The organism is Lutibacter sp., assembly GCF_021647475.1.
GTDB lineage: Bacteria > Bacteroidota > Bacteroidia > Flavobacteriales > Flavobacteriaceae > Lutibacter.
In genome coordinates, this window is the sequence record NZ_JAKIUR010000006.1 from 15,324 (window position 1) to 30,732 (window position 15,409).

Sequence of the window (15,409 nt, forward strand, 5' to 3'; positions counted from 1 at the left end):
AATAATTTTTTTTTATAAGAATATAGTTATTTTGGTTGCATAAAAACATTATCAATTTTATATCTTTGTGGTTGAAACACTTTTTGTGGAGTTCGTTTACAATTAAAAATCAAATGATTTATGAAATTTAAAAATCTATATCTTATTTTAGGTTTAAGCCTTCTAATAAGTTGCCAATCTAAGCAAAAGGAAGATTCTAAAAATGCTGAACCAATTCAAAAACTCACTGAAATAGATGCTTTAACCATGGTTTCAGAAATTTATGATACGTATCAAAATTCAGAAGAATTCCTGATAAAAGGTATTTATTATCCCGCTAATTTTTTAAGCCAAGATTTTAATCTTTGGGGTAAAGAAGGGCAATATTTTAAATCTTTTAACATTCCTGCTTCTTATAAGAATAGTAATAATTATTGGAATTTATCTTATGATGGAATTTATAAGGTGAATAAAGCCTTGATTTTATTAGATAAAATGGCGAAAGATAAAATTATTACGAAAAAATTGGCTACTAGATTAAAAGCTGAATGTTATTTTAATAGAGGACTAATCTATTATTATTTGGCCAGTAATTTTGGAAATGTTCCAATAGTTAAAGGTGAAACTTTAGCAGAAAATAAAGAACCTAACGCAAGTCAGGATACAGTTTTTAATTATGTTGTTAAAGATTTTACCAAAGCAAAAAATAATTTACCTTTTACCTATTCAGAAAAAAAAGATTTAGGTCGTGTTACCAAAGGAGCTGCTTTAGCATATTTAGGTGAATCATATATGTGGTTGCATCAATATAAAAAAGCCATAACATCATTTGACAAACTAAAAGGACACTACGAATTAATGTCAAATTATTTAGATATTAACGCATTTAAACATCAAAACAATAAAGAATCTATTTTAGAAATTCAATTTAATGGAAATGACAATTTAGGTTGGGGAAGAGATAATTACTCTACGTTTATTCAATCTTTTACTTTGCCAACAGAAGTTGGAGGTGCTGGTTTGGCTTTTGCAAACCCCAAATATGCGAAAAGTTTCGAACGAAATGATCGAAGAGCTAAAGCTACGGTAATTGGACCAAATCAAAAACATCCCGATGCTAGCATAAATATTTCAAGCTATAATAGTGTTCAAGAAAAATTTAAAGGAATAAATACTTTAGGGACGAGGAAAAACCCTTGGTTAGGAGATGATGGTAAACGTTCTGGTTATTATAGTGTAAAGTCATGGCGAGCACCGGATCCTAATGCAACTGCTTCAGCCGTATTTAGTAAAGCGAATGTTATTTTAATGCGTTATGGTCAAATTTTACTTGATTTAGCTGAATGTAAACTAAAAACTGGAGATGTAAAAGGAGCTCAAAGTTTAATTAACAAAGTCCGCAAAAGAGCGGGATTAAAACCTGTATTTAAAAACGACATGATGCCAGTGTTATTAAATGAGTATCGTCATGAATTAGCAGGTGAATTTTCGCTTTGGTATGTTTTAAGGCGTACAGGAAATCAAATTGAATATATTAAATCAAACTTTAATATTGATATACCAAAGGGTCATGACTTATTACCAATTCCTTCTGAACAATTGCACCTAAATAAGTCACTTAAACAAAATTTTGGATACTAATTTTTTAAGAATTCAATTGTTGTTGTTTGATTAAAATATTGAAGATTAGGAATATGTTTCTTTTTTAATTTAACAAACATTAATGAAATGTTAACAGGAACTTAACGAAAGATTAAAAAGCCTTTATTAGAAAGGAATAGCAAGGTTTTATCGAGTAATTTTAATTAAATTTGTGCCTAAAATTAATTATAAATGAGCGTAGTGAAACCGGTAGGAATTCTATTAATTTTATTTTCTTTTTTTGTAGCCTGTAACTCTTCGGAACCTTCAAGTAAAAGGACCTTGTTTGTCTCTGAACTTCCTGAACAAACAGGAGTCGATTTTACCAATATTGTTACGGAATCCGATAGCTTAAATTATTTTAAATTTCCATATATCTACATGGGTGGTGGAGTGTCTATTGGTGATATAAATAATGACGGACTTCAAGACATTTTCTTTACCTCAAATCAAAATACAAACAAACTCTATCTTAACAAAGGTCATTTAAAATTTGAGGATATTACTGCTAAAGCAAACTTAGCTGGAAATAAATTATGGAATACAGGAGTAACCATGATTGATATTAATAATGATGGTTTTTTGGATATATATGTCAGTGTTTCTGGATTAACTCAAAACAGAAAAAATCAATTATACATTAATAATGGAGATTTAACTTTTACTGAAGAAGCAGAAAAATATGGAATTGCCGATAATGGAAATTCTACACAAGCAAGTTTTATAGATTATGACCACGATGGAGATTTAGATCTTTATGTGGCAAATTATCCACCAAATAAAACTAGTGCACCTATTGTGTTTTATAAGAGGAAAATGGATAATCCCACCTTAGAAGAATCTGATCATTTATATCGAAATAATGGTAATAATACCTTTACAGATGTTACCAAAGAAGCGGGGATTTTAAATTTTGGATTAGCCTTAAGTGTTAGTATTGGCGATTTTAACCAAGATGGTTGGCCTGATATTTATGTTTCCAATGATTTTACTTCACCCGATTACTTTTATATAAACACAAAAGATGGTCATTTTAAGGAAATGGCGAAAGAAAGTTTTAAACATATTACCTTATACGGAATGGGCTCTGATGTTGGCGATTATAATAATGATGGCTGGTTAGATATGGTTCAACTAGATATGACTGCTGCAGATAACAGAAGATTAAAAGCAAATATGTCTGGGATGAATTTAGAATCTTTTTGGGAAATTGTAAACGATGGCATGCACTATCAATATATGCAAAATAGCCTTCAGTTAAATAGAGGATTAGATGCTAAAGGGAATTTAATGTTTAGTGAAACCTCTAGAATTGCAGGTATTTCGTCAACAGATTGGAGTTGGTCTGCCTTATTTGCTGATTTAGATAATGATGGTTGGAAAGATATATATGTAACCAATGGTTCACGTCGTGATGTTAATAATACCGATTATTTTAAGCAACTTCAAAAAAAGAGCCGTTTCTTAAAATTATCTATGGATGATATCAAAAATATTCCTTCTGAAAAAATTGAAAATTATGCTTTTAAAAATAATAGAGACTTAACATTTACAGATGTTTCCAAAAAATGGGGACTTAATTTAAAAGGCTTTTCAAATGGAATGGCTTATGGCGATTTAGATAATGATGGCGATTTAGATATTGTTATTAATAATATTGATTCTATTGCTACCATTTATAAGAATAGAGATAATGAAACCAATAAAAATCATTATTTAAGATTTAAGTTAAATGGTCCAAAATCAAATTTAAATGGATTAGGCACTAAAATTAAAATTCAAAATAAAAGTAAAATACAGTTTCAAGAATTGTATTTAACTCGTGGATTTCAATCTTCTGTAGAACCTTTCATTCATTTTGGATTAGGAAATTTAGAAAAAGTAGATAGTGTAAGTGTTGTTTGGCCTGATGGAAAATCGCAATTATTGACGAATCTTAAAACCGATAAAGTTTATATTTTAAATTATAAAGAGGCTGTTGAAAATCAGTCAAAAGCCACTAAAAAAACAACAAAATTATTTAGAAACATCACTGCAGAAAATCTAATTTCTTTTACCCATCAAGAAGTTAAATCAGATGATTATCTTAAACAACCATTATTACCTTATAGTTTTTCAAATTTAGGACCAAAAATGGCAAAAGCCGATGTAAATAATGATGGATTAGATGATATTTTTATTGGAAATGGTTCAGGTTTTGCAAGTGCTTTATTTTTACAACAAACCAATGGTACTTTTAAATTAGCGATAAATAAAGCGTTTGATGAAGATAAAAAATTCGAAGATATGGGTGCCGCCTTTTTTGATGCAGATGGTGATGGTGATCAAGATTTATATGTGGTAAGCGGCAGCTATGAATTTAATATAAACTCACCTTATTTACAAGATAGATTGTATTTAAATAACGGCAAAGGGACTTTTACAAAAAGCAATAATCTACCAATTGTAAATACTAGTGGCTCAGTGGTTAAACCTGCTGATTTTGATAATGATGGCGATGTAGATTTATTTGTGGGTGGTAGAGTTGTTCCAGGAAAATATCCATTACCAGCCAAGAGTTATATTTTACAAAATAATGGAAAAGGTATTTTTACAGATGTAACAGAAAAAGTTGCTCCTCAATATACAAAGTTGGGAATGGTAACAGATGCTATTTGGACCGATTATAACAATGATAAAAAACTCGATTTAATTGTAATTGGAGACTGGATGCCTATTTCAATATTTGAAAACAACGGCAATAAATTTGTGAATAAAACCAAAGAAGCTAATTTGCAAAATTCAACTGGCTGGTGGTCAAGTATCGCTCAAGGCGATTTTGATAAAGATGGTGATATGGATTATATTGTTGGAAACCTTGGTTTAAATTATAAATCTAAAGCTACTATAAAAGAACCTTTTGAAGTATATGCAAAAGATTTCGACAACAACGGTTCTCTTGATATTGTTTTAAGTTATTACAACGAAGGTAAATTATATCCGGTAAGAGGTCGTTCTTGCTCATCACAACAAAATTCTGAAGTTGCTAAGAAATTCCCTAGCTATAATCAATTTTCGGTTGCTGATGTTACCGAAGTTTACGGCAAAGACGAATTAAAAAACGCCTTGCATTATCAAGCCAAAAATTTTGCTAGTGGCTACTTAGAAAATTTAGGAAATGGTAAATTTAAATTTAAAAAGCTGCCTAACTTAGCCCAATTATCATCCATAAATAAAACGTTAGTAAATGATTATGATGGTGATGGAAATCTTGATTGTGTTATCGCAGGAAATCTTTACGAATCTGAAATAGAAACTCCACGAAATGACTCCAGTATTGGTTTGTTTTTAAAAGGAGATGGCAAAGGTCATTTTAAAGCTATTTCTAGAGAAAAAAGCGGTTTTTATGCACCAGGTGATGTAAAAGATATGATTTCTATAAAAACAAAAGACAACAAAAAATATATTATAACATCCTCTAATAGAGGTAGTTTAAATGTAATTAAATCATTTTCAAAAAAGTAACAGATATTTAAAATAATTCATATTAAGATATAAATTCAATAAAAATGAAGTACCTAGTTCTCGTTTACAAGAATGCTTCAAACAATTTAAAAAAACTCAAATATTTTGCCTTTCTTTTTGTTGTATTGGGGATAATTTCAGGATGTCAATCTAATAACAAATCTGCTTCTAAATCAAAACAACTGTCAGTTGCAAAAATACCTAAAGCTAATAATGATTACTTCCAAAACATTGGTCAACAAATTGGGTTAAATGCAGCACACTCCATTGGTGATGATGATATAAATAATATAGTTGAATCTGTTGGCGGTGGTGCGGCATTTTTAGATTATGATCAAGATGGTTATATGGATTTATTTACTTGTAGTGGCACTTGGATAAAAGGCTTTAGTAAAAGTAAAAAACCATCAAAATTACCTCATAATCATTTATACCACAATTTAAAAAATGGGACTTTTGAAGAGGTTACAGAAAAATCTGGGCTCGATTTTCCTTTTTATAGCATGGGTATTACAGTTGGAGACTTCAATAATGATGGTTATCCAGATATCTACATAAGTAATTATGGTCCAAATGTGCTTTATAAAAACAATGGTGATGGTACTTTTACAAATATCACTAAAAAAGCGAATGTTGGAGGAGGTAAAGATTGCAGTGTGGGCACTGTATGGTTAGATTATGACAATGACGGTCTACTTGATCTTTATGTTGGAAATTATTTGAATTTTGATCCAAATTACAAATATTATTATGCACCAGATGGTTTCCCAGGTCCACTAGCTTATGACAGTCAAGCTGATGTGTTATATCACAATAATGGCGATGGTACTTTTGAAAATGTTACCAAAAAAATGGGTATTGTTGATATTGATGGAAGAGCCATGGGCGTTGGCGCAGCAGATTATGACGATGATGGTTTTGTGGATATTTATGTTGCTAATGATCATACCGTAAATTATTTATGGCATAACGATGGTGGCAAAAAATTTACCAATAGGGGAACCATGTCGGGTACAGGATTTAGTCAAGCTGGTGAAGCCACTATAAGTATGTCAGTTGATTTTGCCGATTATAATGCAGATGGATTGCTAGATATGTTTGTATCAGATGATAATTATTGCTCACTTTATGAGAATTTAGGAAATGGTCTTTTTAGTGATAAATCGTATTCCTCCGGAATTTCTGTAGCCTCTGGTCAATTTGTAGGATGGTCCTCATCTTTTATTGATTATGACAATGATGGTGACCCAGATATTTTTAAAACAAATGGTGAGTTAAAGCATGCTTACGGGCAGGAAGATCAATTATATGAAAATCAAGGTAATGGAAAATTTAAAGATGTTTCAGTAGATAGAGGTGCTTATTTTAAAGAAGAATATGTTGGTCGTGGTGCTTGTGCTGGAGATTATGATAATGATGGTGATATTGATATTTATATAGAAAATTTAGATAGTATCGGTGTGTTTTTAAGAAATAATAAAGGCAATAAAAATAATTGGATTGAGCTGAATTTGATTGGGCAAAAAAGCAATAGAGATGGTGTTGGAGCAAGAATTAAACTTTTTGCTGGTGGAATTGTCCAAACTGCTCAGAAAAAAAGTACAACAGGTTATTTATCTCAAAATGATCCAAGGCTACATTTCGGACTTTTAAAAAGTGATAAGGTAGATAGCATAGAAATAAAATGGCCTTCAGGAAAATTTCAAGTTTTAAAGAATCTTAAAGCCAATCAAATACTGAATGTAACCGAACCAAAATAAGTTTTTAATGAAAAGAAAAATACTAAATAAAGTTTTCTTAGCTATTCTAGTCATTATTTTCTCTAGCTTCTTTTTTACATCCTGTAAAGAAACTACAATGGAAGGCATGATAGTAGCAACTCAAGTTCCTAAAAACTTGCAAAATGCTAATTATTATAATGGAAATTCTTGGCGATATTTCTCTAAATCAAAAATTGTATTATTAAATCCTAATAGGGTCAACAAGCCCGTAAAAGTACTTACCAATAATTTTTATGCTGCTTGTACTCCTCAAATTTCATTTGATGGTAAATCAATGCTTTTCACTGCACAAAAATCTAAAAATGACTTGTGGCAAATTTGGGAAATGAATTTAGAAAATTTAAAAGCACATCAAATAACAACTTCTTCAAAAAATTGTATAGATCCTACTTATTTACCTGAAAACCGGTTTGTGTTTAGTGAAATTGATTCAGATAGTATTTCAAAAAAGGGTATTCCGCTATTTACTGGCAATCTTGATGGAACTAATATTAGTCAAATCACATATAATCCAACAATAAATTTTGCATCAACAGTGTTGAAAGATGGTAGAATTTTAACAATTAGTAGCGAAATTTATCCAAAGGAAAAAGAGGCTATGTTTATGGTTTTACGACCAGATGGCACTAAAGAAGAGCTGTTTTATAAAGGTGCAAAAGGAAGTGTTATTAAAAGTCGTGGCTTTGAAACTACCAAAGGAAAAGTTGTTTTTATAGAGTCTAGTTCCAATAAGAAAACAGGTGATATTATGTCTATTAAATATAATCGTCCTTTACATAGTAGCGTTAATTTAACCCAAGAGATTAAAGGTGATTTTTATACTGTTTCTCAATTAAAAGGTGATACTTTACTTGTATCTTATCGTGAGTCAAAAAGCAATGCTTATGCTCTTTATGAATTTAATTCAAAAACTAAAAAGCTTGGGAAACTTATTTATAAAAATGACACTTTAAATTTACTTGATGCTATTTTAATTAAAAAACATAACAGACCAAGAAATTTACCTAGTGAAGTGAATTTAAAATCAAAAACTGGATTGATTGTTTGTCAGAATATTAATTTTTTAGATTCACCAGATAAAATTTCAAAAGCGGTTAAAATAGAAATTTTAGGGATGGATGCTTCACTTGGAAAAGTTACTGTTGAAAAAGATGGTTCTTTTTATTTAAAAGTGCCAGCAAATACGCCTTTCCAAATTCAAACAATTGATAATAAAGAGCAAGTGGTAAATGGTCCAAGTAGTTGGTTGTATTTACGCCCAAGCGAAAGAAGAGGTTGCATTGGATGTCATGAAAACAGAGAACAGGTTCCTGAAAACAGGCAACCTTTATCCGTTAGAAGAGCACCTATACTTTTGCCAGAACAGATAAAAGAAGTTAATAAAAAAAGGATGCATTAAATAAAGATATGAAGGCTACTAAATTATTAGTGATTATTGGGACATTGCTTGTTTTAGGATTAATTATTTATTTTCCTGGACGCAAATTAGCAAGAGAACACGTTAATTATGAAACTGCTGTTCAAAACCATCCACTATCTTGTATTTCATGTCATTATTACACGCAACGAACCGGATTTATTTCAAAATTGATAAACGAAGATTATTTATCTCCATTTAATTTAACGGTATCAAAAGATGGACGTCGTTTATTTGTAATTGCACAAGATGCTAATGAGTTGCTAGTAGTTGACGCTGATAAAAAAAATGTATTGCATAAAATAAAAGTTGGCATTCATCCACATAGTGTTATTCTTAGTGAAAATGGAAAAATTGCCTATGTAAGTAACCAATGGTCCGATAATGTATCAGTTATTGATTTGGCATCTTCCAAAGTTGTAGACAGTTTAAAAACCGGAAATGGCCCCGCTGGACTTGCGCTTAGTGCTGATGGGAATTTTTTGTATGCAGTAAATGCTTTTGGGTCAAACTTATCTGTAATCAATCTTAAAACTAAAGAAGAAATAAATAGATTTTCCACAGGGAATAATCCAACAGGAATAGCACTTTCTAAGGTTAGTAAAGAACTATATGTTACGAGCAGAAGACAAAATCCCGTTGCCTATGGAGAACCTTTGGTTAGTGATTTTACAGTAGTTAATGATAGTACTCAAAAACTTAAAAAGTACATAAGTATGAATAATGCATACTTGATGGAAAACGTTGCTTTTACACCATCAGGAGACCTTGCGTTAACAGCATTAACCAGACCTAAAAACTTAGTTCCAGCCATACAAGTTGAACGTGGATGGATGATGAACGATGGCATTGGCATTATAGAACAAAAACCCAATGGTAAAGTGGTACAATTATTAATTGATGAACCTAATTCATATTATTCTTCTTTATTTGATGTTGTTATTTCTCCCAATGGCAAAAAGGCATTTCTTTCAAGTTCTGGGGTAGATTATATTTCTGTTGTTAATCTTGATTCTATAAGAAATATAATAGCAAATACTTCGCCTCAAATGCTTAAAAGGTTAGCTAACAATCTTGGAACTAGTAGCCGTTTTGTAACTAAAAGAATTAAAACAGGAGCAGTTCCAAAAGGTCTTGCACTTTCACCAAATGGCAAATTGCTTTATGTTGCAGAAATGCTAGATGATAAAATAGGCGTAATAAATACCGAAACGCTTGAGAAAATATATACTATTGATCTCGGTGGACCCAAACGAATAACCATAGCCAGAAAAGGACGAAGACTTTTTAATAACGCTGCACATACATTCCAAAACCAATATGCCTGTTATACCTGTCACCCAGATAATCATGAAGATGGACTTGAATATAACTTTGCATCGATGGGGAGAAATATTGTAAATGTAATTTCACTTAGAGAAATTGCGGATACACCTCCATATAAATGGAGTGGGAAAAATCAGTCTGTTTATAAACAAGATGGAATGCGCTTTTCCAAATTTCTAACAAGAACTGAATCTTTTAATTATGAAGACCTTGATGCATTAGTTGCCTATATTAAAACGGGTATAAAATTACCTCCGAATTTAATGTATAATAAGGATGGAAAGTTAACGGAATCTCAACTTCGAGGCAAAGAAATATTTAATCGCTCGGTGGATAATTTAGGAAAAGTTATTCCAAAAAAAAGTCGCTGTGTAACGTGTCATCCAAGTCCATATTATACCAATTTAAAATTAGAAGATGTAGGTACTTTATCAAAAACAGATGACTCCATTTTATTTGACACACCAAACCTAAATAATATTTATGCTTCAGCCCCATATTTGCACGATGGTCGGGCAAAAACATTAGAAGAAATATGGACCGTTTATGGTGGAGATGATAATCATGGAAGGGTTAATGATTTATCTAAAATTGAATTAAATGATTTGGTTAATTATTTAAAATCACTTAGAGGCTCTAATTATGAAAAGTCAAGTTTAAAAACACAACACGCTTCATTTTAAAATTTCAGTATGAAAAAAACAGACATTATAAAACAAACAAAATTAACAGCAATGATAATTGTTGTTTTTATAATTGGAACATTAAGCTATAATTTAAGTGCCCAAAATAAAAAACCCAACCAAAATAAAATGCCCATTTATGGGCATTGGAAAAATTTTACCTCAAACGATGGTTTGCCAAGCAATAAAACTTATTGTGTTAGAATAGACGGTAAACGTGTTTTGGTTGGAACAAATAAAGGACTTGCAGTTTATGAAAACGGAAAGTGGAAAACCTATACCATAAAAGACGGGCTTGCTCATAATGGCGTTTTAGCCATTGATGTAAGTAAATTAACAGGAGATGTTTGGTTAGGTACTATGGGTGGATTAACACGATGGTCCGCTGGTAAATTTGAAAACTTTACACAATTAAATAGTGGTATGCCTAACAATCTCATTTATGCTGTTATTTGTGACGCTAAAGATGTTTGGGTAGCCACAGGAGGAGGTGCTGGGAAATACGATACTTATACGAAACAATGGGAAATATTTACCCAACAAAATGCCCCAATGCATGAACCTTGGACTTATGGTGTTTGTGAAGGAGACGGTAAAATATTTATTGCAGCTTGGGGAGGTGGCGTTGTAGAATATACAAAAAAAACCAAAAAATTTAGAGATTACACAGATCCCGATGGTAAAATGGAAATAGATTTATTTCCTGATGATGGTCTAGTTCATGATATAACTACAGGTACCTCATGGGCAAATGGATATTTATGGGTTGCTACCTACTTTGGATTAAGCCGATATGATGGTGTGCATTGGAAAGGTTATTTTGACCATGATAGTGGATTAACAAGTAACTTTATCAATTATGTTAGAGCCGTAGGGTCAATAGCATACCTATGTACAGATAAAGGGCTTAGTACTACAGATGGTAAAAACTGGGTAAACTATACAACTAACAATAGTTCTAAAAACGGGAAAGCCACTATAATAGTAGGAACCAAAAAAACAGAATTAGCAATGATTCCATCCATCTCGCATAATTTTGTTCTCGGAGTGGATGTTAGTAATCACACTATTTGGCTAGCCACATCAAGAGGAGTTAGTAGAGGTGAATTATTAAAATAAAAGTTAATACAAATTAAATATATCTTAAAAGATAACATAAATAGATAAAATTATGGAAACCATAGATAATGAAAAACTATTAATAGACTTGTCAAAGCTTACTGAAGGAGAACAGGTTGAAATGAAAAAACTGGGAATTTTATCGGAGGATAATAAAATTATAGAATCCATCTATCCTTCCATTCATAATGAAAGACCACCAATAGAAAAATTTGTAACTCACGCTCCCAATACTATAAATGAAGCCTATAATTATGAAAAACCTTCTTCATTTTCAAGAGCTTTGCGTCTTGATTTAGGAGATTATAAAGTATTATTAATTTCAGGTACTGCTAGTGTAAATGAAGAAGGAAAACCAGAACATATAGGTGATTTTAACGCACAACTTTGGCGTACCTATGTGAATATTACCAATCTTTTAGAAGCAGAAGGAATGTCTTGGCATGATGTGGTTAGAACAACTAATTATCTTAGAGATATTGAAAGAGATTATGCCGAGTTTAATAAAATTCGTACCAGCTTTTATAAGTGGTTAAAACTTGATCCATTACCTGCAAGTACAGGAATACAAGTTAGACTTTGTTGGGAAACGCTTCTTGTTGAAATAGAAGTTTGGGCTATTTGTAAAAAAAAGTAAAAAATTATGATACGTAATTATAGGTTATTGGTAATGTTTTTGTTGTTACTATTATTTCAGCATACAAATGTTAAAGGGCAAGAAAAAAAATTAATGTATGGCAAAACGCCAAATAAAATTTTTCCTTATAATAATTTTCAAAAAGCCTATAAGTACTTTTTTCTTGAATCGGTTCCGTTTTTAGGAGCTGGTAGAGAAAAATTACCACCTAAAGGTCTTAAAGAAGTAAGAATAGGATTTCTTGGCCCTTTAGAAGGATCTGATTTGGTATCTCTTGGAAAGCAAATGTTAAATGGAGCTAATTTGGCAATAAAAGAAGCCAATGATAAAGGCGGTTATAAGGGAATTCCATTTAAATTAATGGTACATAATGATGTTGGTTTATGGGGAGCTGCTGCAAATGAAGTTGTAAAAATGAATGATGAAAAAGATTGGGTTTGGTTAGGCTCTATTAATGATGTTGTTTCCCACGTGGCTTTAAGAGCAACTTTAAAAATGGAGATGATGATGGTAAATACAGGCGATCCCGATCCAACTTTTACAGAAACTAATATCCCTTGGTTAATTAGGGTGATTAGTGATGATCGCCAAAGTAGTTATGCATTAGCGTCCTACATTTATGAAAAGATGGGTCATAAACGTATAGCAGTTATTAGAACGAACAGTAGATACGGTAGGGTTGGCATTATGGAGTATATGAATGTTGCAGTTAGATTAGGACATCCTGTAATGATAGAAGAACGCTTTGACGATGGAGATACCGATTTTAAAATGCAACTAGATAATATAAAAAGAATAGCTCCAGATGGTATTCTTATTTGGGGAAATGCAAAAGAATCTGCCCTTATTTTAAATCAAATTAGAAAATTAGGGATGATACAACCCGTTTATGCTTCCGATAGAGTGGTTTCTCCCGAATTTATTAAAATTGCTGGTAAAAATGCTGAAGGAATTGTGAGTACAAGTCCATATAATCCAAATGCAAATAATTCGAAATTAAAATCGTTTCAAAAAAATTATTTCAAAAATTTTGGTGAAGCACCAGATGTTTTTGCCGCTCATGCTTACGATGGAATGAGTTTAATTATTAAAGCTATTCAAAAAGTGGGTCTCAATAGAGTTTTGATACGAGATATTCTCATGGATTTAAAAACATTTCAAGGATATCAGGGAGTTACGGGTAAAATTATTCTAGACCAAAGTGGCAACGATATTGGAGATATTTTTATGTCAAAATTAGAAAATGGAAAATTTAAGTTTTCCCCTGTTCCAAAATTTTGATAGAAAAAAACAATAAATTAAAAAGGAAACTTATTAATTATAATATTAAGGCAAAATGGAAACTATTTCATGTAATAAATTAGAAGATGTTAAAATTACTATTCCAAAACAAGTAGGTAAATTAGAAAATCAAAAAACAACCATTGTTAATGTTAGTGGAATTGAAGTAGGCGGAAAAGAAGTAGTGATTTTCGCAGGCCCTTGTGCTGTAGAAAACAAGGAGCAACTATTTGAAACTGCTAAATCGGTAAAAGCTAGTGGTGCTAAAATATTAAGAGGAGGTGCATTTAAACCACGCTCATCTCCTTATAGTTTTCAAGGTCTAGGTAAAGAAGGACTAGAATTACTTAGTCAAGTTAATAAAGCATTAGATATACCAATAGTAACTGAGGTAATGGATACTAGGCAAGTTGAACTAGTATCAGAATATGCCGATTTAATACAAGTAGGCTCACGTAATATGCAAAATTTTCCACTTTTAAAAGAAGTCGGTAAAAGTAAAAAACCTGTTTTGCTTAAAAGAGGTATGATGGCAACTATTGAAGAGTTTTTAAATGCGGCAGAATATATTCTTAGCCAAGGTAACAATCAAGTAATACTTTGTGAAAGAGGCATACGTACTTTTGAAACTTCAACAAGAAATACACTCGATTTAAGTGCTGTGCCCATGTTAAAACATCTTACTCATCTTCCGGTTATTGTAGATCCAAGTCATGGAACAGGTTTAAGATGGATGGTACCTATTATGGCAAAAGCGGCTGTTGCTGCTGGTGCTGATGGCCTTATTATGGAAGTACATTATAAACCAGAAATAGCATTATGTGATGGAAATCAATCGCTTCGACTTAACGAATTTTCAGAGCTTATGGTTGATTTGGGAAAAATTGCCAAGGCTGTCGGCAGAACTATTTTATGAACAAAACCTTTTTCATAGTAAGTTTAAGTTTATTAGTATTTGTTCAGGATGTATTTTCTCAACAAGAAAAATTAACCTCTAATAAACTCATTAAAATAGGACTTTTAATTCCAAATAGTAAAGCTACTGAAGCTAAGTTCGGAGCAGAAATGGCAATTAATAAAGCAAATAAAGAACACAGTAAAAAAGGGCTATCATTTCAATTAATCATTCGTTCTTTAAAAGGTTCTTGGGGAACAGGATCTAGTAAAGCGGTAGCCTTAATTTTTAAGGATAATGTTTGGGCAATAATGGGGGCTCATGATGGAAGAAATGCTCATTTAGTGGAACAGGTAATATCCAAAACTCATGTGGTTTATTTATCTTCTTGGGCAACGGATCCTACACTTTCACAAGCTTTTATTCCTTGGTATTTTAGCTGTGTACCAAATGATAATCAACAAGTAAAAGCTTTAGTTGAAGAAATTTATAAAAAAAGAAAGTTGACTAAAATTGCTATAGTTTCTAGCGAAAGTTTTGATGCTAATGATACTTTTAAAACATTTTTAAAAGAAACTCAAGCAATGGGTCAACCAGAACCTATGCAGTTTATTTATAATAGTTCAAGTTTAAATTTTAATAGTTTAATAACAAAAATTAATAATGCTGAAATTCAATCCATTGTGTTTTTAGATAATCCTTCTTCTTCTCTAAATTTAATTCAAAATTTCAAAAAAAATATTTCTATTTTTGGAACATTAGCGTTTTTCAGAGAAAATGCTTTTGATAAGGTAAAATTATCGCAATACAACCATACTATTTTAGTGTCAACAGGAAATTGGCTTGATTCAAAAAACTCTATATTTAACAATAAATTCCGACAAAAATATGGCAAAGCCCCAAGTGCTGTTGCTGCTTATGCCTATGATGGTATAAATTTGCTTATTAATGCTATTAAACGTTCTTGGCCCAATCGTACAAAAGTTAAAGAAGAACTTTCAAACATTAATTACAAAGGTGTTACAGGATTAATTCAATTTGATGATAAAGGAAATCGAAAAAACGCTGCTGGCTTAATAGAAATTGAAAATGGGAATCCTATTATTATTAAAAAATGAATTTAAATAGTTATTCTTTTTATTTCTT

10 protein-coding genes are annotated in these 15,409 nt (G+C 31.3%); all 10 read left to right on the forward strand.

Annotation, left to right across the window (positions count from 1 at the left end; genetic code table 11):
* Window positions 1–120: 120 nt before the first annotated feature.
* The gene (locus L3J60_RS02480; protein ID WP_291973902.1) at window positions 121–1,620 is read left to right on the forward strand and encodes a RagB/SusD family nutrient uptake outer membrane protein; all 1,500 of its coding nucleotides are present in this window, start codon (window positions 121–123) and stop codon (window positions 1,618–1,620) included.
* Window positions 1,621–1,812: 192 nt separating this feature from the next.
* On the forward strand, window positions 1,813–5,124 hold the full coding sequence (locus tag L3J60_RS02485) for a VCBS repeat-containing protein (protein ID WP_291973903.1): 3,312 nt from the start codon (window positions 1,813–1,815) through the stop codon (window positions 5,122–5,124).
* Between the two features lie 44 nt (window positions 5,125–5,168).
* Window positions 5,169–6,884, forward strand: coding sequence for a CRTAC1 family protein (locus L3J60_RS02490; RefSeq protein WP_291973904.1), 1,716 nt, complete (start codon window positions 5,169–5,171; stop codon window positions 6,882–6,884).
* Window positions 6,885–6,891: 7 nt separating this feature from the next.
* Entirely contained in the window at window positions 6,892–8,304 is a 1,413-nt protein-coding gene (locus tag L3J60_RS02495) for a hypothetical protein (protein WP_291973905.1), read from the forward strand.
* A gap of 8 nt (window positions 8,305–8,312) precedes the next feature.
* Entirely contained in the window at window positions 8,313–10,331 is a 2,019-nt protein-coding gene (locus L3J60_RS02500; RefSeq protein ID WP_291973906.1) for a cytochrome D1 domain-containing protein, read from the forward strand.
* A gap of 9 nt (window positions 10,332–10,340) precedes the next feature.
* The gene (locus tag L3J60_RS02505; RefSeq protein ID WP_291973907.1) at window positions 10,341–11,450 is read left to right on the forward strand and encodes a hypothetical protein; all 1,110 of its coding nucleotides are present in this window, start codon (window positions 10,341–10,343) and stop codon (window positions 11,448–11,450) included.
* 52 nt (window positions 11,451–11,502) lie between these two features.
* Window positions 11,503–12,087, forward strand: coding sequence for a Rid family hydrolase (locus L3J60_RS02510; RefSeq protein ID WP_291973908.1), 585 nt, complete (start codon window positions 11,503–11,505; stop codon window positions 12,085–12,087).
* A 6-nt stretch (window positions 12,088–12,093) separates the two neighbouring features.
* Window positions 12,094–13,368 carry an ABC transporter substrate-binding protein gene (locus L3J60_RS02515; RefSeq protein WP_291973909.1) on the forward strand — a complete coding sequence of 425 codons (1,275 nt, stop codon included), beginning with the start codon at window positions 12,094–12,096 and terminating at the stop codon, window positions 13,366–13,368.
* 55 nt (window positions 13,369–13,423) lie between these two features.
* On the forward strand, window positions 13,424–14,284 hold the full coding sequence (aroF, locus tag L3J60_RS02520) for a 3-deoxy-7-phosphoheptulonate synthase (protein ID WP_291973910.1): 861 nt from the start codon (window positions 13,424–13,426) through the stop codon (window positions 14,282–14,284).
* Window positions 14,281–15,381 carry an ABC transporter substrate-binding protein gene (locus L3J60_RS02525; RefSeq protein WP_291973911.1) on the forward strand — a complete coding sequence of 367 codons (1,101 nt, stop codon included), beginning with the start codon at window positions 14,281–14,283 and terminating at the stop codon, window positions 15,379–15,381. Before aroF ends, L3J60_RS02525 begins: the two co-directional genes overlap by 4 nt.
* The last annotated feature ends 28 nt before the right edge of the window (window positions 15,382–15,409 follow it).